This window comes from Actinoplanes sp. NPDC051346 (assembly GCF_040682215.1).
Classification (GTDB): domain Bacteria; phylum Actinomycetota; class Actinomycetes; order Mycobacteriales; family Micromonosporaceae; genus Actinoplanes.
Genome location: NZ_JBFBAJ010000002.1, coordinates 481,940 through 504,640 on the forward strand (window position 1 = coordinate 481,940; position 22,701 = coordinate 504,640).

General features: G+C 71.6%; 13 protein-coding genes. 7 read left to right on the top strand and 6 right to left on the bottom strand.

The genetic code is table 11. The features are described 5' to 3' along the window. Nucleotides 1-6: 6 nt before the first annotated feature. From AB0M36_RS06510 to AB0M36_RS06530, 5 genes are all read right to left on the bottom strand, one after another. On the bottom strand, nt 7-921 hold the full coding sequence (locus AB0M36_RS06510; protein ID WP_364153365.1) for an SDR family NAD(P)-dependent oxidoreductase: 915 nt from the start codon (nt 919-921) through the stop codon (nt 7-9). Then, the gene (locus tag AB0M36_RS06515; RefSeq protein ID WP_364153368.1) at nt 914-2,263 is read right to left on the bottom strand and encodes a condensation domain-containing protein; all 1,350 of its coding nucleotides are present in this window, start codon (nt 2,261-2,263) and stop codon (nt 914-916) included. Before AB0M36_RS06515 ends, AB0M36_RS06510 begins: the two co-directional genes overlap by 8 nt. Further along, nucleotides 2,260-3,429, bottom strand: coding sequence for an FAD-dependent monooxygenase (locus AB0M36_RS06520; RefSeq protein ID WP_364153370.1), 1,170 nt, complete (start codon nt 3,427-3,429; stop codon nt 2,260-2,262). Before AB0M36_RS06520 ends, AB0M36_RS06515 begins: the two co-directional genes overlap by 4 nt. Further along, nucleotides 3,426-10,613 (bottom strand): amino acid adenylation domain-containing protein, encoded by a 7,188-nt coding sequence (locus tag AB0M36_RS06525; protein ID WP_364153373.1) that lies wholly within the window; start codon nt 10,611-10,613, stop codon nt 3,426-3,428. Before AB0M36_RS06525 ends, AB0M36_RS06520 begins: the two co-directional genes overlap by 4 nt. A gap of 245 nt (nt 10,614-10,858) precedes the next feature. Continuing rightward, the gene (locus AB0M36_RS06530; protein WP_364153376.1) at nt 10,859-11,470 is read right to left on the bottom strand and encodes a TetR/AcrR family transcriptional regulator; all 612 of its coding nucleotides are present in this window, start codon (nt 11,468-11,470) and stop codon (nt 10,859-10,861) included. A 119-nt stretch (nt 11,471-11,589) separates the two neighbouring features. Between AB0M36_RS06530 and AB0M36_RS06535 the strand changes: the two genes are divergently transcribed. After that, nucleotides 11,590-12,807 (top strand): cytochrome P450, encoded by a 1,218-nt coding sequence (locus AB0M36_RS06535; protein ID WP_364153379.1) that lies wholly within the window; start codon nt 11,590-11,592, stop codon nt 12,805-12,807. A 5-nt stretch (nt 12,808-12,812) separates the two neighbouring features. On the opposite strand, the gene AB0M36_RS06540 is transcribed toward AB0M36_RS06535, so the two are convergent. Then, the gene (locus AB0M36_RS06540; RefSeq protein ID WP_364153382.1) at nt 12,813-13,427 is read right to left on the bottom strand and encodes an acyltransferase; all 615 of its coding nucleotides are present in this window, start codon (nt 13,425-13,427) and stop codon (nt 12,813-12,815) included. A 319-nt stretch (nt 13,428-13,746) separates the two neighbouring features. Between AB0M36_RS06540 and AB0M36_RS06545 the strand changes: the two genes are divergently transcribed. The 6 genes from AB0M36_RS06545 (at nt 13,747) to AB0M36_RS06570 (ending at nt 22,543) form a co-directional block, all read left to right on the top strand. After that, on the top strand, nt 13,747-14,802 hold the full coding sequence (locus AB0M36_RS06545; RefSeq protein WP_364153385.1) for a Gfo/Idh/MocA family oxidoreductase: 1,056 nt from the start codon (nt 13,747-13,749) through the stop codon (nt 14,800-14,802). Continuing rightward, nucleotides 14,799-15,764, top strand: a complete 966-nt coding sequence (locus AB0M36_RS06550) for an NAD-dependent epimerase/dehydratase family protein (protein WP_364153387.1) — start codon at nt 14,799-14,801, stop codon at nt 15,762-15,764. Before AB0M36_RS06545 ends, AB0M36_RS06550 begins: the two co-directional genes overlap by 4 nt. A gap of 8 nt (nt 15,765-15,772) precedes the next feature. After that, nucleotides 15,773-16,888, top strand: a complete 1,116-nt coding sequence (locus AB0M36_RS06555; protein WP_364153389.1) for a DegT/DnrJ/EryC1/StrS family aminotransferase — start codon at nt 15,773-15,775, stop codon at nt 16,886-16,888. Continuing rightward, a complete protein-coding gene (locus AB0M36_RS06560) occupies nt 16,885-17,523 on the top strand; it encodes a NeuD/PglB/VioB family sugar acetyltransferase (RefSeq protein WP_364153392.1) in 639 nt (212 codons plus the stop codon). Before AB0M36_RS06555 ends, AB0M36_RS06560 begins: the two co-directional genes overlap by 4 nt. A gap of 5 nt (nt 17,524-17,528) precedes the next feature. Further along, entirely contained in the window at nt 17,529-18,638 is a 1,110-nt protein-coding gene (locus AB0M36_RS06565; RefSeq protein WP_364153394.1) for a DegT/DnrJ/EryC1/StrS family aminotransferase, read from the top strand. Between the two features lie 248 nt (nt 18,639-18,886). Next, nucleotides 18,887-22,543: a DUF4082 domain-containing protein gene (locus AB0M36_RS06570; protein ID WP_364153396.1), complete on the top strand. Its 3,657-nt coding sequence runs from the start codon at nt 18,887-18,889 to the stop codon at nt 22,541-22,543. The last annotated feature ends 158 nt before the right edge of the window (nt 22,544-22,701 follow it).

Here is a 22,701-nt window from a genome sequence, read left to right on the forward strand (position 1 = left end):
CCCACGCTAGGACTCGCGATGCGACTCCTCATGATCCAATTCCGAGGTCTTGGCCTCGCCGACGATGGTGGCGAAGGCAGCGTCCAGGACCCGGTCGGGAAGGACGCGCGCCAGCACGCTCGTGAGTCGCGAATCGAAGCCCACGCGGTAGCGGGACTTCGGCCGCCGGGCGGTCATCGCGTGCGCGACGGCGTCGGCGAACCGTTCCGGCCGGGTGGCGCTCGCCCTGGCCCGCCGATCGTTGCCTTCCAGGAACCGCAGGAAGGAAGCGCGATACAGCTCGGCGACCTCCACCGGTGCCCCGTCGAGGGTGCGGTGTCCCACCTCGGACACCTTTTCCCAGATCGGCGTCCTGATCGCGCCCGGCTGCACGATGGAGACGGCGACGTCGAAGGGCCGCAGTTCACGCCGGAGGGCGTCGCTGTAGCCCTCCTTGGCGAACTGCGACGCGGCATAGGCGCCCAGGTACGGACTGGCGATCCGGCCGAGACCGGAGCTGACGTTCACGATCCGCCCGTGTGCCGTGCGCAGCAGGGGCAGGCTGGCCTGGATCACCGCGTGGTGGCCGATCAGGTTGGTGTCCAGCTGGTGGCGCAGCTGAGCGGGAGACACGCATTCCAGCGGTGCCGAGACGCAGATGCCGGCGTTATTGACCAGTCCCCACAGGCCACGGTCGCCGACCTGCGCCGACACCAGCGCCGTGGCCCGCGCGACGGACTCCTCGCTGGTCACGTCGAGCATGATGGTGCGCAGCCGGGGCGACGACGCGGCCCGCAGCGCCTCGGCGTCGGCAGACCGGCGGACGCCGGCGAAGACGCGGAAGCCGAGATCGTCCAGGTGGCGGGCGCACGCGCGGCCCAGCCCGGTGGACGCACCCGACACGAGGACCGTGCGGCCTTCTCCGACGAGTTGCTCAGACAACGGTGGTCCTTTCTCGGTGCGGGTCCTCCGCCACGGCGGACAACAGTGTGGTGACGCACGCGTCGGCGAGTCGTTCCGCGCGGGCACGGGGCACGATGCCGTCGACGTACGTGAAGTTCCAGAACAGGTGGTCGTGGGTGGTGTTCACGGTGGCCACGAAGTAGCCGGAGACGGAGATGCCGGCGACGAACTGCGCGCCGGACAGGTGCCACGGGCCGATCTCGTCGGGGAACCGGTGGCGACCGAGGTTGGACAGGCACAGATTGCCCGGCCCCCGCCGCTCCACCCGGCGCACGAACGGGTCGCTCGCCGCCAGGTCGGTCGGGCCCGCCCAGCGCAGCAGACTGATCATGGAGAGGTGCTCGCCGCGCCGCCGCCGGCGGGCGAGATCGCCGGTGACGGCGCGGGCCGCGGGCCACAGCGGTGTGCCCGGCTGGTGGGGGACGAACGAACCGACCGTCGCCACGTACGCGCCAACCTCGTCCGGTGACACCGGTGGGTCCAGCTCCGGTCGGAAGTCGACGGGCGAACCGACGACGACATGACCGCCCGAGCCGATGCCGGCGTCCTCGGCGACAGCGGTCGCCATCGCCGCGGCGAGCGCCCCGTGCACGGTCGAGCCCTCCCGCCGGCACGCGTCGACGAGCGCGTCGACCTGAGCGGCGGACAGCGACCGGTGGATGAACCCGGTGCGCCGGCGGTCGAACGGCACCGCCGCGCTGGCCGCGATCCGCCGGGGTCGCCATCGCAGCCTCGCGATCTGGTCACGCAGCTGGGCGCGGACGACGGCGAGGGCGCCCTTCGTGCCGCGGTGACGACGCGGGAACAGGTCTTCCGGGGCGGGCAGGCTCCGGGCGCGGGACGGTTCGCCGGCACCCGACCGGCACCCGTCGGCGATCCGGATCCACTGCTGGAGCAGCGAGAGCGCGGTGGTGCCGTCGGCGACGCAGTGCGAGACGGTCAGGATGAGGTCGTGGACGTCGTCGCCGACGGTGACGACGACGGCGCGCAGAAGCGGCCCGGCGCGCCAGTCGAGCCGATCGACCAGTTCCCGGTCGTTGATCTCCCGCTGCCACCGCGTCTCCGCGTCCGCGTCCGTCGCCGTGACCTGCCGCAGCGCGATCGCGGTGGTGCACGGCACGAAGGCCGCCGCCCGGCCGGCCTCGTCGGCGATCGCGACCCGCAGCAGCGGGTGGCGGGCCTGTAGCCCGGCGAGCGAGCGTCGGGCCAGCTCCGGCGGGAACCGTCCGCGCAGTCGGACCCGGGCGATCACGTGGAGCGGCGAGAGCTGGTCGGCGATCCAGTACCACCGTTCGAGCGGGCTCAGCGGCCGCCGGCTCATGGCATCGCCGCGGGGTACGTCAGGACGGACTCGTTCTGCCGGTACAGCACGGAGGCGGGCACCCACCGGAAGTACGCGTCCCGTAACCGCCTCGGCAGGGGACTTTCGAGCTGCTCGATCAGGCTGAGCTGGCGTGACGTCCGCACCATCCGCCGGGTCCGGGCCCGGCGGCGGCTCTCGTAGGTGCGGAGGGCCTGTGGCAGGTCGGTGGCCCCGGCGAGGCTGCCGGCCAGCACGACAGCATCCTCCATCGCGGTGCCCGCGCCCTGGCCGAGGCTGGTCAGCATGGGGTGTGCCGCGTCGCCGAGCAGGGTGACCGGACCGGTTCCCCACTTCTCGAGGAAGGGCCGGTCCCGCGCGGGGACGCTGACGATCGCCTCGGCCGGGGTGACCCGGATGGCCTCGCGCACCTCGTCGGCCCAGCCGGCGTACGCCCGCGCGATCCTGTCCTTGCCGCCGCACCAATCGCGGGCCGCCGCGGCCCGCATGTTCTTCGTGCCCCACCAGTAGACCCGCCCGTGGCCGATGTCGATCAGCCCGAACCGCTGCCCCGCCCCCCAGTAGTGGTGGACCGCGCCGTCGGGGAGCCGCTCGTGGCGCAGGGGTGCGACCGCCAGCCAGCACACGTATCCCGGCTCGTGGGGCCGGGCGGGACCGGCGATCTGGCGGCGGATCACCGAGTGGAATCCGTCGGCGCCGATGAGCACGTCGCCGTGTGCCTCGCCGCCGTCCGCGAACCCGACGCGGACGCCGTCCGGGGTGGCCTCGAAGCCGGTCACGGTGGCACCCAGCTCGATCGGATGCCCGTCGAGGCGGTCGAGCAGGGCCTGCTGCAGTTCGGCGCGGCCGATGTTGACGCTCGGCGCGCCGAGCCGGTCGCCGATCTCCTTCAGCGGCAGCGTCCGGATGGGACGGCCGTCATGGGTCAGGAACTGGAAGGTCTCGATGGCCCGTCCGCGCTTGTCGAGATGCAGGTCGATGCCGAGCGTGCCCAGGGCGGACACCGCGTTGCTCATGATCGACAACGCGGTGCCGGCCGGGCGGAGCTCTGCCGCCCGCTCATAGATCGCCACGTCGATGCCGACCTGACGCAGGGCGACGGCCGCCGTCAACCCGCCGATCCCGGCGCCGACGACGATCACCCGGGGCCGCCGGCCCCGCCTCATCGCGCGCTCCGCTGGGCGCGGGTCAGCTCGTGGATCCGCCGGGCGACCGTGGTGATGTGCGGCGGCTCCATCATCCGCAGGTGGTCTCCGGGCACGTCCACGACGTCGACGCGACCGTTCGTCCAGGTGGACCAGCCGTTCGTCGGGTTCTGGTGCATGCTGCCGACCGCGTGGTGCGCGGGCGCGAGCACGTCCGGCAGCGGTCCGCTGGCCCGCAGCAGCGTGAGGTCCTGGTCGACCGGTTCCGGCCGATAGTCGAGCAGTGCCCGCCAGTTGGCCTCGAACACGCCGAACAGGCGACGAACGTGGGCCGGCGAGCATTCGGCGGGCAGGACACCCGCGTCGACCGCGTGCCGCAGGATGGCGTCGAACGCCTCGTCGTCGTCGAGTCCCCGGGGAAGGGTCGCCGCGGCGGCGGCGCCACCGCGTTCGAGCCACAGCAGCTCCCAGAGGAACCACTCGAACAGCAGGTCCCGGTTCACCGAGGGATACCCGTCCACGGTCGGGATGATCGTGTCGAGCAGCAGGAGGTTGTCCACCTCGGCGTTCGAGGCCCGCAGCTGGCGGGCCATCTCGAACGCGACGAACCCGCCGAACGACCACCCGCCGATGCTGTAGGGGCCGTCCGGTTGCACCCGCCGGATCGCCTCCAGATAGCTGCGTGCGAGGTCGGACAGGTCGCGCAGCGGCTCGGTCCCCGGCTCCGTTCCCGCCGCCTGCAACGCGTACACCGGCTGGTCCGCGGGCAGCGCTTGAGCCAGCCGTACGTAGCACAGCACGTTGCCGCCGATGGGGTGGACCAGGAAGAGCGGTGGCCGGCCGCCCTCGGTCCGGATCGGTACGAGGGGGTCGAAGGCCGCGGGCGTGCCACCGCGAAGCCTGCCGGCCAGCTCGGCGACGGTCGGGGTTCGCACGAACGCCGACAGGGGAACGTTCAGGCCGTAGCGCTTCTCGATCATCACGACGACCCGCATGGCGCTCAGCGACGTACCACCGAGGGCGAAGAAGTCGTCGTGCGCGCCCGGCGTGGGCACCCGGAGCAGCTCGGCGACCAGGTCGGCCACGACGCGCTCGTATTCGTCACGGGGTGGCATGCGCCGCACCCCGACGGACACCGGTGCCAGCGGGACCTCCCGCAGCCGCGCGTCGTCCCGCTTGCCGCTCGGGGTGCGTGGCAGCCGGGGCAGCCAGGCGAACCGCGCCGGAACCAGGTGTTCGGGCAACGACGCGCGCAGCTGCCGTCGCACCTCCTCCACGTCGACCCGCGACTCGTCGCCCACCAGGAACGCGGCCAGATAGGCCTCGGTGTCCCGGCGTCGGGCCACCACGGCCACCTCCCGGATGCTCCGGTGGTGTGCGGCGAGCCCGAGGATGGCCAGCTCCACCTCGGCGGGTTCCACCCGGAAGCCGCGCACCTTCACCTGGGTGTCGACCCGTTCGAGGCAGACGATGTCACCGCCCGGCAGCCGGCGGCCGAGGTCTCCGGTGCGGTACAGGCGGCCGCTGGGGTGCGCGATGAAGCGTTCCCGGGTCAGGTCCGGCCGGCCCTCGTAGCCCTGGGCGAGGCAGGCGCCGCCCACGTAGATCTCTCCCCGGGCCCCCTCGGGCACCGGCCGCAGGCGTGCGTCGAGAAGATGCACCTCGGCGCCGTCGATGGCCCGCCCGATCGGCGGCAGTGCCGGGAAACCGTCCGGATCACCGCTCAGCTCACACGCGGTCACGACGTGCGTCTCGGTCGGGCCGTACTGGTTCTCCAGCAGCGAGCCCCGCAGCGCGCGGCACAAGCGCCGGATGTCGGCGGTGACCCGTAGCTGCTCACCGGAGGAGATCAGCACCCGCAACTTCCGCGGGTGGATGTCCAGGGCCTGCGCGGTCTCGGCGAGCTGTTGGAGAGCGACGTACGGCAGGAAGACCCGTTCGACGCCCTCGCGGTCGAGCAGGCGCAGCAGCGAGGCCATGTCACGCCGCTCGTCCTCGTGGACCAGCCGCAGGATCCCACCGCCGCACAGGGTGGAGAAGATCTCCTGGAAGGAGACGTCGAAGCTCAGCGGCGCGAACTGCAGCGTGGTCCCGCCGGGAGCGCCGCTGGCCCGGCGGTTCTGCCAGGCGACCAGGTTGGCCAGCGCCCGGTGCGGCATCGCCACGCCCTTCGGCTCGCCGGTGGAGCCGGAGGTGAACAGGACGTACGCGACGCTGTCCGGGTCGATCGCCGCCGCCGCGAACCGTTCGTCGGCGGTGTCAGCCGCGGCCGCCGCCCCGGCGCTCAGCAGCGGGTCCGGGTCGTCGGAGTCGCTCAGCAGCAGGTCCGGGTCGTCGAAGTCGCGCAGCAGCAGGTCCGGGTCGTTGAAGTCGCTCAGCAGCAGGTCCGGGTCGTCGAAGAGGTGGGCGTGCCGCGGGTGCGCGATGATCCGGAACGGGCGGGTCACGCCGACCATGGCGGCGATGCGCCGCAGCGGGTAGCTGACGTCGAGCGGGACGCAGGCGGCGCCCGCCTTCGCGATGCCGAGGACGGTGGCGATCATCTCCGGCGAGCGGTCCATCGCGATGCCGACCCGTGCGCCCGGGAGCGCCCCGAGCGCGAGGAGCCGCCGCGCCACCCGGTTCGCGGCAGCGTCCAACTCCTCGTAGGACCACTGCCGGGCGGGCGACCCGAACGACAGAGCGACCGCGTGGGGGTTCCGCAGCGCCTGGTGTTCGAACCAGCGCACCACGTCGGTGCCGCCGACGCTGAGGAACGCGAAGTCCGCGGTCTCGCGCGGGCGATCGACGATCCGACGCAGGATCCGCAGGTAGTGACGTCCGAACAGGTCGGCCAGCGCGGCGGTGACGGTACGGCCGTCGCCGTCGACGCGCAGCTCCAAACGCCCGTCCCGAGGATCGGTGATCGCGTTGACCAGCAGCGCGAAGTTGGTACGTTCCCAGATCTCGAAGTCGCACAGCTCGACGCCCGCCGTCGCCAACAGCGGCGTGAGCTGATGGAAGTTGACGTAGTTGAAGGCGGTCCGCACCTCCACGCCGTGGTCGGCCTGAATGGCGCTGAGGGGATACCGCCGGTACGGGTAGCCGTCCCGCTCCTGGTCGAACACCGCGCGCACCGTGTCGAGCCAGCCGCGTGGCGTCGGGTCGAGCCGGACCGGCACGGTGTTCAGGAACAGCCCGGCGAGCCGATCGGCGTCCGGCTGCTCGGTCCGCCCGTGGGTGACCAAGCCGGTGACGACATCCTCGCCGCCGGTCAGCAGCCGCAACGTGAGGCAGTGCGCCGCCAGCAGCACCGACTTGACGGCCAGCGCGTGGTCGTGGGCGAAGCGGTGGACCGCCCGGTGGAGCCGGTCCGGCAGCGGGACGCGACGGGTGACGGGCGCGCCGTCGCCGGGCGGTTCGTACGGTCGGAAGCTTTCCAGCGCGGCGGGTGCGGCGCCGTGCAGCCGGTCCTCCCAGTACCGCCGGGTCGTCTCGTCGGACAGCGCGTTCCGCTCGGCCCGCACGTAGGCGACCGGCGACGCGGTGAGGGCCGCGGCGACCGGCTCGACGTTCCTCCCGAGCGCGTGCAGATAGTCCCGCACCAGCTCACCGATCAGGTTCGCCACGCTCCAGCCGTCCAGGATCGCGTGGTGAAAGCTGAACACGAGGTCGAGGCGGCCGGGCCGGACGTGCGCCCGGAGCAGGTGCAGCTCGGGTGACTCGAAGGCGTACCTGTGGTGGCGACGTGCGGCGATGTGCTCCCGGACCACGGCCTCCGCCGCGGTCTCGGTGTGTGAGCGCAGGTCGACGACGTCCACCGTCCTTCCCGGGTCGCGGTGCACGACCTGTAACGGCTCGGAGAAGTCGGCCAGGTGCAACGACGAGCGGAGAACGGGATGGCGGGCCACCAGGCCCGCGCGGGCCCGCCGGAAGGCGGCCTCGTCCCAGGCGAGCTTGAGCGTGTAGCGGAAGACGTCGTGGTAGAGGTCCGAGTCGTCGTGCCCGCGGCTGTGGAAGAGCATCCCGAGTTGGAGCCGGGTCATCGGGTAGGCGTCTTGCGCCGCTGCCAGGCGAGCCCGATCGACGCCCGCGACCAGCGCGAAGGCGGGCCCGGGCCCGCCGGCGTCCGGCGCGGTCGTGGTGACGCGCGTGGCCAGCTCCGCGACGGTGGGGTGGGTGATGAGGTCGGTCAGCGCGAAGTGCAGCCCGTGGCCGGCGGCCCTGGCGCGGATGCGGAGCATGAGGATCGAGTCGCCGCCGAGGCCGAAGTAGTTGTCGTGGACGCCGACATCGGTCGTCTCGAGCACGTCGCGCCAGATCGCGGCGAGGGTGGCCTCCACCTCGTTGCGCGGCCGGGTCCCAGGTGCGGCCTCGGCGAGCGACGGTGCCGGCAGGGCGCGCCGGTCGGCCTTCCCGTTCGGCGTCAGCGGGACGCTGTCGATCCGTACGAAGTATGCCGGGATCATGAATTCCGGCAGTGTGGTCGTCAGGTGGGCGCGCAGCAGCACCGGATCGATCTCGTCGGCGGCGACGTAGTACCCGACGAGGTGGAGGCCGCGGACCGCCGTGTGCCGGTCGACGACCACCGCGCCGGCCACCCCGGGCGCTCGCGACAGGGCGTTGCGTACCTCGCCGAGCTCGACCCGGTTACCGCGGATCTTCACCTGGTCGTCGACGCGCCCCAGATATTCGAGGGTTCCGTCGGCGAGCCACCGGGCGAGGTCGCCCGTGCGATACATCCGCTCGCCCGGGTGGAACGGGTCGTCGACGAACTTCTCCCGGGTGAGCTCCGGCCTGTCGAGATATCCGCGGGCCAGCCCGGCGCCGGCTATGCACAGCTCCCCGACGACGCCCACCGGCTGCGGCTGGTCGTCGAGGTCGAGCACGTAGAGCCGGTGGTTGTCGATCGGCCTGCCGATCGGCACCCGGCGCACCGGCCGGGTCGCGTCCGCCGGGCAGTCGAAAAAGGAGACGTCGACGGTCGCCTCGGTCGGGCCGTAGAGGTTCACCAGCCGCGGCGCCCCGGCGGTGGCGAACACCCGGTTGTACCGCTCGACCAGCGTCGCCGGTAGCGCTTCGCCGCTGCAGAAGACATAGCGCAGCGACGCGGCCTCCGCCCGCCGCTCGGGCGCGCTCTCCAGAAGATCAAGAAACGGACCGAACATCGACGGTACGAAGTGGAGCACGGTCACGCCGTGCTCGGCGACGGCGCGCAGGATCCGGCCCGGTTCCTTCTCGGCGCCCGGTGGCAGCAGGGCTACCCGGGCTCCCTCGACCGCCCACCAGAACAGTTCCCAGACCGACACGTCGAACGAGCTCGGTGTCTTCTGCAGCACGACGTCCTCGGCGCCGATCGGGTAGCGCTTCCGCATCCAGGCCAGGCGGTTCACCACCGAGTGGTGCTCGATCATGACGCCCTTGGGCCGCCCGGTCGAGCCGGAGGTGTAGATCACGTAGGCGAGGCTGTGCGGCGACGCGGCCTCGGCGAGCCGCGCCACCGGCCCCGCGTCCGGGCGCAGGGCGGGGTCGTGCGCGGTCAGGACCGCCTTGGCCCCGCTGTCGGCCAGCAGGAACTCTTTCCGGTCGCTCGGATAGCCCGGATCGATCGGCACATACGCCCCGCCCGCCTTCAGGACGCCCAGAAGCGCGACGATCAGGTCGGGGCCGCGCTCGATCTGGACGGCGACCCGGTCGTCCGGCCCCACGCCGCGTCCCCGCAGCGCATGCGCGACGGTGGTGGCGCGCGCATCGAGATCGGCGTAGGTGAGACCGCCGCCCGTCCCGTTTCCGACGACGGCGACGCGGTCCGGTGTCCGGGCGGCCTGCTCGGCGATCAGCGCGTGGAGGGTCACGTCCGCCCGGTACGGCGCCCGCGTGTCGTTGTTACGCCGGACGATGTCGTGGAATTCCTCGCCGGAAATCATCGTCAGGTCGCGTACGGGCGCCAGCGGGTCGTGGATCGCCCGCCGCATCAGTGTTTCCAGGTGCCGGGCCACGGACGCGATGGTGAAATCCTCATCGAACACGTCGAGCGCGTAGTCCAGGTCGATCCTGATCGCGTCGCTGTCGTCGTAGTCCCTGATATACACCGTCAGCACGTCCTGGTCGTGCCCGTGCGGCAGCTGGGACCGTTCCACCGACAATCCGGGAACCTCATCGGAGGCGGACAGCCGGAGATAGGAAACGGTGACGTCGAACAGGCGACGGGGTCCTTCCGCCGTTGACGGCAATGCGCGGAGAACGTCGCCGAGCGACAGTCGCTCGTGGCGTTTGGTGGCGATCGTCGCTGCGGAGATCTGCGTCGCGATATCGGAGGTCGACATGGCGCCCCGCACCGCCACCCGAAGCGGAAGCATGTTCGCGAAATAGCCGACGGTTCGCTTTTCCCGGATGTTGTGCCGGTTGAGATGGGGGATGCCGAGCACCACCTCGTCCGTGCGGTGCACCCGGGCCAGATAGGTGGCCAGCGCCGCGGTGAGAAAGGGGAACACGGACATCTGCCGGTGGCGGATGCGGTCGACCAGCTCCCGTTCGATTCCGAACGTGTGGCGGCCGCTGCGCCGGGTGCCGTCCCCCTCGGCGGCCGGGGTCCTGGCCGGGAACAGCGCGGGACGGACATCCGCGAGGGTGCGCTCGTAGAACGTCCGGTCCCGCTCCCACCGCTGCGATCCCTGGTAGCGCGCGTGTTCCTCGACGTGTGCGAGGTAGGAGCCGGCCGTGATCTCCAGGGCTCGGCCCGTGGTCGTGGCGTGCGCGTAGTCGGCGAGGATCTGCCGTACGAGCTGGTCGACGCCCCAGCCGTCGATGATGATGTGGTGCACCGTCCCGTACAGGTGGGTGACCGAGTCGCTCTCGAGGATCAGGGCCGTCTCGTAGAGCCGCCGGCCGGTGAGATCGACCGGGCGGCGGGCCGCGCGCTCCATCCAGGACCGGCACGCGGCCGCGGGATCCGGCGCGGCGGAGAAGTCGTGGATGTCGATCCGGGCAGGTTCGGGTTGGCGCCACTGGACGGGGGTGCCGTCGCGTTCACCGAACCGGAGTGTGAACGCGTCATTGCGTTCAATGCCTCGTTCGCAACACTCTTTGAGCACCGCGAGGTCCACGTTCCCCGCGAGTCGAGCGGTCGCCGTGACATTGAAGCGGGGGAGCCCCGGAAATCGCGCACTCGCGGCCCAGACGTCGCGTTGGTAGGCGGTCAGCGGAATCAACGAATCGGCGATCATGACATCCTCGCAGATGGTGAGCCGGTCAACATCGGTAGGTTCACAAGCGCGAAACGCGACATTCACACATTCGGCACGGGGCGCTGATGCTTGCAATGTGGACGACCCTATGCGCGGCTCGGCAGCGGTGGGAACCCCTGCCATTCATTGATTCCGGTGACAGATCCAACATCCGCTCCGGGTGGCTACCGGAGGAGATTTCACGTAGCGTCTCGCCGGTCCAAAGCGGAGAGCTGTCGGTAAAGTCAGTTCGAGGCTCGGTGGTGGTGGGCCAGGGCGGTGAGCGCGACGTGCAGGCCGGCCGTCGGCAGCGACGCGTCCGGATCCTGGAACCAGCGGGCGATCGAGGCGCCGCCCGCCACGCTGAGCAGGAATCGCGCGAGCTCCTCGGCCATCGGTGAGGTTCCCGGGACGGTGAACACGGACCCGAGCGAGTCCGCCAACCATCGCCGTAGCGCCGACCGGTACTGCGAGAGTTCGGCCCGCGCCGCTGTGCCGGCGCTGTCCTCGAGCATGCTGATGCCGACCAGCAGGCGAAGGTCGTGCGGGTGCCGGTGGAACAGCTCGTCCACCGAGTCCAGGAACAGGGTGAGCCGCTGGGACTCGTCGCCGCCGGCGACGGTGGCGCTCGGGAGGCCGGCCAGCAGGGCATGTCGGGCCTGCCGCAACACGGCGAGGTAGACACCCTCCTTGCTGCCGAAGTGCCAGTAGATGGAGCTGGCCGGCAGGCCGCAGGCGACCGAGATGCGGGAGATGGACGTGGCGGCGTACCCGTGCCGGGACATGAGCGTGGTCGCCGCTTCCAGGATCGCCTCGCGTGACGGTGTCGCGCGCTCACCGGCCGCCGTGTCCTGCATGGGATGACCATAGGCCGCCGTGCGCGGTTGGCACCATTCGCAGACGCGTAGACGGGCCTCGATCTGTCTGGAACGCTCGTTACAGAGATGTCCGTCCATGACGCGTGCAAGGAGTCCCGATGGCCGACAGCGCCCTACTTCCCGTGCACCCCGTACCCGCTGACCTGGAGCGGCGCCCCGACCCGTACCCCTGGCTCAACCACCTGCGGACCGAAGGTCCGGTGCAGCGGATCCGGCTGCGCGACGGCAGCGAGGCCTGGATGGTCACCCGCCACAGTGACGTTCTCGCCGCCGCCGGAGATCCGCGGTTGTCCAGCGACCCGCGCACGCTCACCGGGCAGCCGGGCCGCACGGCACGTCTCACCGGCAACGCGTTGCCGTCCATGCTGACCACCGACGCGCCCGACCACACCAGGCTGCGCCGCCTGGTGTCGCGGGCGTTCACGGCCCGGCGGGTCGAGGCGATGCGGCCGCGGGTGCGCGATCTCGCGGAAGGTCTGCTCGACGCGATCGTTCCGCGCGGCCACGCCGACCTCGTCGCGGAATTCGCCTTCCCGCTGCCGGTGGCGGTGATCTGTGAACTGCTCGGCGTGCCCTTCGCCGACCGCGCCTACTTCAGCCGCCAGAGCTCCGACCTGCTGCGCCCTCCGGTGGACGCGGCCGGAGTGGCGCTCGCCGACGCCGCCCGTGGCCGGCTGCGCGACTACCTCGCCGACCTGGTGGCGAGCAAGCCGGCGGGCCGCGACGACGACCTGCTCAGCGACCTCGTGGCCGCCAGCGAGGAGCAGCGGCTCACCGATTCCGAACTCATCTCGATGGCCCTGTTGCTGCTGGTCGCCGGCCACGAGACCACGGTCAACCTGATCGGCACCGGCGTGTGGCTGCTGCTGCGGCGGCCGGATCAGCGGGAAGCGCTGCGCGCCGATCCGAGTCTGCTGCCGGCCGCGGTCGAGGAGTTTCTCCGCTTCGACGGGCCCGTGATGACCGGCGTGGCGCGGTACACGACGACCGATGTGGAGATCGGCGGCACGACCATTCCGGCCGATCAGATCGTCATCCTGTCCACCGGCGCCGCCAACCGCGACCCGGAACGGTTCGAGCGTCCCGACGAGGTCCGCTTCGACCGCGCGGACAATCCCCACGTCGCGTTCGGTCACGGCCCGCACTTCTGTCTCGGCGCGGCCCTGGCCAGGGTCGAGGCGGTGGAGGGCATCGGCGCCGTGCTGCGGCGGCTCCCCGCCTTGACCGCGGCGACCGATCCGGCCGAACTCCGGTGGCGCCCCAGCGTGCTCCGCGGCCTGCAGCAGCTTCCGGTCACCTTCGAGACGCGTGGTTGACGGGGTCACTTCTCCACTAGGCGGCCGTCGATCTCGACGTACTCGGCGCCGGTCTCCGGGCACCGCCAGACGCCGTCGCCCCGGTCGGTCAGGGGGCGTCCGGCGCGGCCGACCCAGCCGACCCGGCGGGCCGGCACGCCCACGACGAGGGCGAAGTCGGGCACGTCCTTCGTGACGACCGCGCCCGCCGCCACCAGCGCCCAGCGGCCCACGGTCACCGGCGCGACGCACACGCAGCGTGCGCCGATGGCCGCGCCCTCGCCGATCGTGACTCCGACGGCGGTCCAGTCGGCGTGGGTCTTCGGGCGGCCGTCGGGCGTGACCGCGCGCGGGTACTCGTCGTTGGTCAGCACCGCGGCCGGGCCGATGAACACGCCGTCGCCGAGCCGGGCCGGCTCGTAGACCAGGGCGTGGTTCTGGAGCTTGACGTTGTCGCCGACGACGACACCGGGGCCGACGTAGGCGCCCCGGCCGACATTGCAGTCGCGGCCGAGGGCGGCGTGCTCGCGGATCTGGGCGAGGTGCCAGATCCGCGTGCCCGCGCCGATCGTGGCCCGCGCGTCGACATCGGCGGTCGGCGCGACGGTCACGCCGCCGCGGGCGGGGATCGCGTCGGTCATGGTGGTCCCTTCTGAGCGGGGTCAGGGTAGTGGCGGGACGGTACCCGTTCGTGTCGGAATACCGACCCCAGCGCCCAATGTGGCCGAAGGGCGGCGCTGTCACTGACCGACAGGCGCGGCGCCGGCAACCGAAGGTACCGGCTTGCCCTCCCGGCTCCGCCGTAATTCCGTCAATGATCTGGCGGCGGGCACGAGGGGGTCGGTAGCTTCCCATCGACCGGCGTCGGCATCCGTGCCACCGTCCACGGTCGACTCAGCACCGGCGCGCGTTCTCGCTTTCCCGACGAAGCCCCGGCTTCCAGAACGAAACGGATGTTCTGTGCGTGACGAACCCATCGGAATCGCCGTTGTCGGAGCCGGTTACTGGGGCCCGAACCTGGTCCGCAACTTCCAGTCCGCTCCCGCCTTCCGGCTGCGCTGGCTCTGCGACCTCGACGTCGAGCGGGCACGGCGGGTGATCGGCGGCTACTCCACCGTGCGGGTCTCCGCCGACCTGGACGAGATCCTCGCCGACCCCGCCGTGCACGCCGTCGCCGTCGCCACCCCGGCCGCTACGCATCTGTCGGTCGCGATGGCCGCCCTGCGGGCCGGCAAGAACGTGCTCATCGAGAAGCCGCTCGCCGCCACCGTCCAGGAGGGTCGGCGGCTCGTCGAGGAGGCCGACCGGCGCGGGTTGACCCTGATGTGCGACCACACCTACTGCTACACCCCCGCGGTGCTGCGCATTCGCGAGCTGCTGCGTTCCGGCGAGCTGGGGGAGCTGCACTTCCTCGATTCCGTACGGATCAATCTGGGGCTGGTGCAGCGCGACATCGACGTGGTCTGGGACCTGGCGCCGCACGACCTGTCGATCCTCGACTTCGTGCTGCCGCCGGGCGTGACCCCGGTGGCCGTCGCCGCGCACGGTGCCGACGGCATCGGCGCCGGCCGGGCCTGTGTGGCGTATCTGACGTTGCGGCTCAACACGGGCGCGATCGCGCACATCCACGTCAACTGGCTGTCGCCGGTGAAGGTCCGTACGGCCATCTTCGGCGGCTCCAAACGCACTCTGGTCTGGGACGACCTCAACCCCAGCCAGCGGCTCGCCATCTACGACCGGGGCGTCGACGTCGCGTCGCCGGAGGAGCTGGGTGACGAGCAGCGCCGCGACATTCTGGTCTCCTACCGGTCCGGTGACATGGTCGCGCCGGCGCTGACCGAGCGCGAGGCGCTGCGGACCATGGTGGACGAGTACGCGCGTGCCATCACCACGGGCACGCCCGCGCTGACCGACGGGCGGTCCGGGCTGCGCGTCCTGGAGATCCTGCGGGCCGCCTCGCGCAGCCTGGGCGAGGGCGGAACGATGATCGAGCTCAACGAGAGGCGTGCGGCGTGACGGGCGTGGACATCGAGGGCGCGCGTGCCCTGGTCACCGGCGGGGCGGGCACGATCGGCTCGCACGTCGTCGACGAGCTCGTCCGGGGCGGGGCGGCGGAGGTCGTCGTCCTCGACAACCTCGTGCGCGGCAGGCGGGAAAACCTGGCCCGGGCGACGGCGAACGGCCCGGTGCGGCTGATCGAGGGCGACATCCGGGACCGCGCTCTGGTACGCGAGGTGACCGCCGGCAAGGACCTCGTCTTCCACCTCGCCGCCATCCGCATCACCCAGTGTGCGGAGGAACCGCGGCTGGCCAACGAGGTTCTGGTGGACGGCACGTTCAACGTCGTCGAGGCCGCGGCGGCCGAGAACGTCACCAAGGTCGTCGTCTCCTCGTCGGCGTCGGTGTACGGCCTGGCCGAGGAGTTCCCCACCACCGAGCGGCACCATCCGTACAACAACGACACCTTCTACGGCGCCGCGAAGGCCTTCAACGAGGCGATGCTGCGCAGCTTCCACAGCATGTACGGCCTCGACTACGTCGCCCTGCGCTACTTCAACGTGTACGGCCCCCGAATGGACGTCCACGGCCTCTACACCGAGGTGCTGATCCGCTGGATGGAGCGCATCGAGTCGGGCACCGCGCCGCTGATCCTCGGCGACGGCCTGCAGACCATGGACTTCGTCCACGTCGCCGACATCGCACGCGCCAACATTTTGGCCGCCCGCGCCGACGTCACCGACAAGGTGTTCAACATCGCCAGCGGCACCGAGACCAGCCTCAAGGACCTGGCGCGGGCGCTCAGCGAGGTCATGAAATCCGACCTCGCCCCGGAACACGGTCCGGCCCGCGCGGTCAACGGGGTCACCCGCCGCCTGGCCGACACCGGCGCGGCCGAGCGCGAGCTGGGTTTCCGCGCCGAGATCGGCCTGCGGGAGGGCCTGCAGGGCCTGGTGGACTGGTGGCGGGCGTCCCGATGATTCCCGTCATGGTTCCCCTGCTGGGGGAGGAAGAGGCACAGGCGGCGGCCGACGCCGTCCGGTCCGGCTGGGTCGCGCAGGGTCCCCGCGTCGCCCGCTTCGAGCAGGAGTTCGCGGCGACCGTCGGCGCCGGGCACGGCGTCGCGGTCAGCTCCTGCACCACCGCGCTGCACCTGGCGCTGGTGGTGCTGGGGATAGGGCCCGGCGACGAGGTCGTCGTGCCGTCGTTGTCGTTCATCGCCACCGCCAACGCGGTCCGCTACGTCGGCGCGACGCCGGTCTTCGCCGACGTCGACCTCGCCACCGGCAACCTCACGGTCGATACGATCGACGCCGTAACCACGCCGCGGACCCGGGCGGTCATCGCCGTGCACCAGGGCGGCGTGCCGTTCGACACCGCGGCGCTGCGCAAGGCCGCCGACGGCTGGGGTGTATGCCTGGTCGAGGATGCCGCGTGCGCGGCCGGCTCCACCGCGTACGGGCAACCGGCCGGCGCCGGTGCCGCGATCGCGGCCTGGTCGTTCCACCCGCGAAAACTCATCACGACCGGCGAGGGCGGCATGGTCACCGTCGACGACGCCCGGTGGGCCGCGCGCCTGCGCCAGCTGCGCGAGCACGGCATGAGCGTCTCCGCCGCCGACCGGCACGCCAGCGCTCAGCCGGTGCAGGAGGCGTACCTGGAGACCGCCTACAACTACCGGATGACCGACATCCAGGCGGCGGTCGGTCTGGTGCAGTTGGGCCGGCTGCCCGCTCTGGTCGCGCAGCGCCGGGCGCTCGCCGCCCGCTACCAGGACCTGCTCGCCGGCATCGACGGCCTGGTGCCGGTCCGGGACCCCGTGTACGGGCAGACCAACTACCAGTCGTTCTGGGTGCTGCTGAACCCGTCGTTCGGCACGGGCCGGGACGAGACGCTGGCGGAGCTGGCCGCTCGCGGTGTGTCCGCCCGGCGCGGCATCATGGCCGCGCACCTCGAGCCGGCGTACGCCGACGTGACGCCCGGACCGTTGCCGGTGACCGAGCGGCTGACCCGCGACTCGCTGATCCTGCCGCTGCACCACGCGCTGACCGAGGACGACCAGAACCACATCGTCGGCATCCTGCGCGACCTGGCCAGCCGGTGAGAGATCTCGTCATCGTCGGTGCGGGCGGCTTCGCCCGGGAGACGGCCGCCGCCGCGGCGGCGACCTGGCGGGTCCGCGGATTCGTCGACGACGACCCCGCGCTGCACGGCACCACGCGCTCCGGGCTGCCGATCCTCGGTGGAGTCGACAGCGTGCTCGATATGCCGGAGGCGGCGGTCGTGGTGTGCGTGGGCAACCCGCGCGCCTACGACGTGCGGCAGCGCATCGTGGAGCGCCTCGGCCTGCCGGGGGAGCGGTACGCCACGGTCGTGCATCCGGCCGCGGAGATCGGCGCCGGCAGCCTGGTCGGTCCGGGCAGTGTGCTGCTGGCCGGTACGGTGCTGACCGCCGACGTCACCGTCGGAGCGCACGTGGCGGTCATGCCCCAGGCCGTACTGACCCACGACGACCGGGTGGGCGACTACGCGACCGTGGCCTCCGGCGTCCGGCTGGGCGGCGGCGTGGTCCTCGGCACCGGTGCGTACGTCGGGGCCGGCGCCCTCCTCCGGGAGGGAGTGACCGTGGGCGCCCGGTCGCTGGTCGGCATGGGTTCCGTCGTGCTCGGGGACGTTCCGCCGGGTCAGATCTGGGCCGGCAACCCGGCCCGCAAGCTACGTGACGCCTCGAGGAGTTGACATCCATGACCCGTATTCCGCTCGTCGACCTGGCCGCCGCCCACGCGGAGGTGGCCGAGGAGGTCGAGGCGGGCTTCAAGCGCGTCCTCGCCGAAACCGCGTTCGTCGGCGGTGCCGAGGTGGCCGCGTTCGAGCGGGAGTACGCCGCGTTCTCGGGCTTGGAGCATTGCGTCGGCGTGGCCAACGGCACCGACGCCCTCGAACTGGCGCTGCGCGCCGTCGGCGTTGGCCCGGGCACCGAGGTGATCCTGCCCGCCAACACGTTCATCGCCACCGCCGAGGCGGTGGCCCGCGCGGGTGCCCGCGTGGTGCTCGTCGACTGTGTACCCGGCACGTACCTGATCGACGTCGAGGCGGCGCTCGCCGCGGTCACGCCCGCCACCCGGGCCGTCGTGCCCGTGCACCTCTACGGCCAGCTGGCTCCGGTCGAGCGGCTGCGGGCGGGCCTCGAGGGACGCGACGTGGCCATCGTCGAGGACGCCGCCCAGTGCCAGGGCGCCACCCGCCACGGCAGCGGCGCCGGCGTGGGCGGCATCGCCGCCACGAGCTTCTACCCGGGCAAGAACCTCGGCGCGTACGGCGACGCCGGCGCGGTCGTCACCGCGTCGCCGGAGCTCGCCACCACGGTACGCACCCTGGGCAGCCACGGCGGCCTCACCAGGTACACCCACGACCTGATCGGCGTGAACAGCCGCCTCGACGGCCTCCAAGCGGTCGTCCTGCGGGCCAAGCTGGCCCGCCTGGCCGCCTGGAACGAGCGCCGCCGCGCCGCCGCGGTCCGCTACGACGAGCTCCTCGCCGGCCTCGACGTGATCCTCCCGGAGACGCTCAACGGCAATGTCCACGTCTGGCACCTCTACTGTGTACGAATTCCTGGTGACGGCACGCCCGCCCGGCGCGACGAGGTGCTGTCGCGCCTGCACACGGCCGGCGTGGGCGCGGCGATCCACTACCCGGTGCCGGTGCACCGCACGGGCGCCTTCGCCGCGCTGGGTGGATCGTTCCCGAACGCCGAGGCCGCCGCGCCCGAACTGCTGTCCCTGCCCATCTACCCGCAGATCACCGCGTCCCAACAGGAGACGGTGGCGGCGGCACTGACCGCCGCACTCGGCTAGACGATTCTGTGGCGTATTTGCCCGACTCCGCCGAATAAAGCCGGTCCGTTATCCGACATTCCCCGGAGTTACCTCTGCCCTATCGGGGGAGTACCCGCAATGCGTCGGGACTCTATTGTCGGGTATGGACAGCGGGCACTTCGGCCACGCAATTTCGCGACACCTGAGCGACACCTGACCTGAATGGTGGAATCGCACCCTCCGATCGGCGGAGGAAAACACATTCCTCATCGGAGAGGCTCGACATCATGGACACAGCAGGCCTATTGCGCAGGTTCGTGGCGATGGGCGCCACCTGCGTCCTGATCGCGGCCGGCGCCGTCGGCAGCGTGTCCGGAGCCGCGTCGGCGGCCGCCTGTTCGCCCAATCCCGTCGTCTGCGAGAACGCCAAGCCCGGCACCGCACCGGATGTCTGGCAGATAACCGGCGCGGGCGACGAGACGCTGCAGGGCTTCGCGACGGACATGAGCGTCAACGCGGGCGGCACGGCGAGCTTCAAGGTGCGGGCCGAGCACGCCTACACGATCGACATCTACCGGCTCGGCTACTACGGCGGCAACGGCGCCCGCAAGGTGACGTCGCTGTCCGGCACGTTCCCGGCCCAGAACCAGAACACCGAGTGCGTGACCGACGTGCCGACGCAGATCTACGACTGCGGCACCTGGGCCGTGTCGGCCAGCTGGCCGGTGCCGGCGACCGCCGTCTCCGGCGTCTACTTCGCCCTGCTGACCCGCACCGACGACGGCGGCGCCAGCCACGTCACGTTCGTCGTCCGCGACGACACCAGCACGTCCGACGTCCTGTTCAAGACCTCCGACGCCACCTGGCAGGCCTACAACAACTACGGCGGCGCGAACTTCTACTCGGGGCCCAACGGCCGGGCCACCAAGATCAGCTACAACCGGCCGTTCGCCACTCGGGGTGCCTTCGACGGGCGCGACTTCCTGTTCAGCACCGAGTATCCGGCGATCCGTTTCCTGGAGCGCAACGGCTACGACGTCACGTACACCACCGACGTCGACAGTGACCGTCGCGGCGGCCTCATCGAGAACCACAAGGTCTTCCTGTCCGTCGGCCACGACGAGTACTGGTCGGGGCCGCAGCGCACGGCGGTCGAGGCCGCCCGGGACGCCGGCACCAGCCTCGCCTTCCTCAGCGGCAACGAGGTCTACTGGAAGACCCGGTGGGAGAGCAGCAAGGACGGCGCCAACGCCGGCCACCGCACGCTGGTCTGCTACAAGGAGACGTGGGACAGCCGCAAGAGCGACCCCACCGCCGAGTGGACCGGCACCTGGCGCGATCCGCGCTTCAGCCCGCCCGCCAACGGCGGCCGGCCGGAGAACGCGCTGACCGGTACCGCCTTCATGGCCAACAGCACCGACCTCACCATGCGGGTCCCGGCGGCACAGGGTAAGAACCGGTTCTGGCGCAACACCTCGGTGGCCACCCAGACGACCGGGGCCACCGCGACGCTCGCCCCGCACACCGTCGGGTACGAATCGGACGAGGACCTGGACAACGGGTTCCGGCCGGCCGGCCTGATCCGGCTGTCGACGACCACCGGCGACACCCCCGAGTACCTGCGTGACTTCGGCGAGGTCGTCACCCCCGGCACCACCACCCACCACATGACGCTCTACCGGGTGCCCAGCGGCGCCCTGGTGTTCGGCGCCGGCACCGTGCAGTACGCGTGGGGGCTCGACGCCGACCACGACAGCTCGTTCGACCCGGTCGCGCCCGCCGACCTCCGGATGCAGCAGGCCACGGTGAACCTCCTGGCGGACATGAGGGTGCAGCCGGCGACGCGGATGAGCGGGCTCGTCGCGGCCACGGCCTCCACGGACACCACCGGGCCGACGGTGACCATCGCCTCGCCGGCCTCGGGTGCCTCCGCCGCGAACGGGGCGACCATCACCGTGTCGGGCACCGCGACCGACGCCGGCGGGGTGGTGGCCGGCGTCGAGGTCTCGCTGGACAACGGCACCACCTGGCATCCGGCGACGGGGACCACGAACTGGTCGTACGCCGGCACCGTCACCGGCGACGGCGCGACGACCATCAAGGTGCGGGCCGCCGACGACAGCGCGAACCTCGGCGCGGCGGCCTCCCGGGCGCTCGCGTTGACCGGCTCGACCAGCCTGTTCGGCAACCGGGTCCCCGGCACCCCCGCGTCCGGCGACGCCTCCGCCGCCGAGCTGGGCGTCAAGGTGCTCCCGCAGACCGACGGGTTCGTCAAGGGTGTGCGCTTCTACAAGGGCGCCGGTAATACGGGCACCCACACGGGCAGCCTCTGGTCGGAGAACGGTGACCTGCTCGCCGGCGGCACCTTCACCGGCGAGACGGCGACCGGCTGGCAGACGCTGATGTTCTCGCCCGCCGTGCCGGTGGTCGCGGGCACGACCTACGTCGCGTCGTACAGCGCTCCCAACGGGCACTACGCGGCGGACCCGTGGGCCTTCGCCTACAGCCCGTACGTCGCGTCGCCGCTGAGCTCGCCGCGCAGCCAGGACTCGGCCGGCAACGGCGTGTACGGTGCGCCGGGCGACTTCCCCGTACGCTCGTACAACGCCACCAACTACTACGTCGACGTGCTGTTCGACTCGTCGGCGCTGACGGTGCCGACCGTCACCTCGGTGACGCCGACGCCGAACGCCGTGTACGTGCCCGTCTCGGCGCAGCCGACCGCGACCTTCAGCAAGCCGATCAACGCGGCCACGGTGCAGTTCACCCTGGCCGCCGCCGGCAACGCCCCGGTCGCCGGGTCCACCTCGTACGACGCCACCTCGAAGACGGCCCGGTTCGCCCCGGCGGAGTCACTCGCGCCCGGACAGCGGTTCACCGCCACGGTGACCGCGTCGGACACCAACGGCAACGCGATGGCGGCGCCCCAGACGTGGACGTTCACCACCGACCCGGCCTCGACCACGGTCAGCAAGCTCTTCTCCGCCGTCGACACGCCGGCCGTGCCGGCGGTCAGGGACTCCGGGGCCATCACGCTCGGCGTGCGGTTCACCCCGAGCGCCGACGGCTCGGTGATCGGCGTGCGCTTCTTCAAGGGCACCGGCAACGGCGGTACGCACGTCGGCAGCGTCTGGTCGTCGACCGGCACCCGGCTGGCCTCGGCGACGTTCGTCAGTGAGTCGTCGAGCGGCTGGCAGACCGTGTACTTCACCGAGCCTGTGCGGGTCACGGCGGGAACGGCCTACGTGGCGTCGTACTTCGCCCCGCGCGGCAACTACGCCGCGACCGGCGGCTTCTTCAACGCGAAGTGGACCAACGGCCCCTTGAGCGCCCCCGCCGGCAACAACGGCGTGTACGTGTACGGCTCGGACGCCTTCCCGACGAATTCGTTCGGCAGCACCAACTACTGGGTCGACCCGCTGTTCGTCGCCGCCCCGACCGAGCCGCAGCCGCCCCAGCCGCCGGTTCCGCCCGGTGCCGTCACCGTGTTCCCCGCCTCGGCGACCCCGGTCAACCCGCAGTGGAACGACCCGGCGGCCATCGAGGTCGGCATGGCCTTCACCTCCGACGCCGCGGGCGCGGTCCATGGCGTGCGGTACTACAAGGGTTCGGACAACAGCGGCACCCACACCGGCTCGCTGTGGTCGGCCTCGGGCGCGCTCCTGGCCACCGGCACCTTCGTCAGCGAATCCGATTCCGGATGGCAGACGATGCTGTTCTCCTCCCCGGTCACCATCACCCCGGGTACGACCTATGTGGTGTCGTACGCCATGACGGATGGGCGCTACGCCGTGGATCTGAACGGGCTCTCGTCGGGAGCGAACAACGTGCCACTGCGTGTGCCGCCGCAGGGCGGACGCTACAGGTACGGAGCCGGGTTCCCGTCGGGGACGACGAACCACAACTTCTGGGTCGACACGATCTTCATCGCCGCCGGCGGATGAGCCGCTAGCGGATACACAGTGTCGGCTGTCCGATTCAATCGATCCCGATGACGGATGGCTGACGCCGCGGTTCGACGCTAGTGTCGGCCGTAATTCCTGGGGAGACGGTCGGTCGAGCGCGTCCGGACGCGCGCCGCACGCTGGCGACTCCGCCGAAG

Coding starts and splice junctions, on each gene's coding strand:
- AB0M36_RS06515 (WP_364153368.1), bottom strand. CDS start 2,263: ATGAGCCGGCGGCCGCTGAGCCCGCTCGAACGGTGGTACTGGATCGCC.
- AB0M36_RS06520 (WP_364153370.1), bottom strand. CDS start 3,429: ATGAGGCGGGGCCGGCGGCCCCGGGTGATCGTCGTCGGCGCCGGGATC.
- AB0M36_RS06525 (WP_364153373.1), bottom strand. CDS start 10,613: ATGATCGCCGATTCGTTGATTCCGCTGACCGCCTACCAACGCGACGTC.
- AB0M36_RS06530 (WP_364153376.1), bottom strand. CDS start 11,470: ATGCAGGACACGGCGGCCGGTGAGCGCGCGACACCGTCACGCGAGGCG.
- AB0M36_RS06535 (WP_364153379.1), top strand. CDS start 11,590: ATGGCCGACAGCGCCCTACTTCCCGTGCACCCCGTACCCGCTGACCTG.
- AB0M36_RS06540 (WP_364153382.1), bottom strand. CDS start 13,427: ATGACCGACGCGATCCCCGCCCGCGGCGGCGTGACCGTCGCGCCGACC.
- AB0M36_RS06555 (WP_364153389.1), top strand. CDS start 15,773: ATGGTTCCCCTGCTGGGGGAGGAAGAGGCACAGGCGGCGGCCGACGCC.
- AB0M36_RS06565 (WP_364153394.1), top strand. CDS start 17,529: ATGACCCGTATTCCGCTCGTCGACCTGGCCGCCGCCCACGCGGAGGTG.
- AB0M36_RS06570 (WP_364153396.1), top strand. CDS start 18,887: ATGGACACAGCAGGCCTATTGCGCAGGTTCGTGGCGATGGGCGCCACC.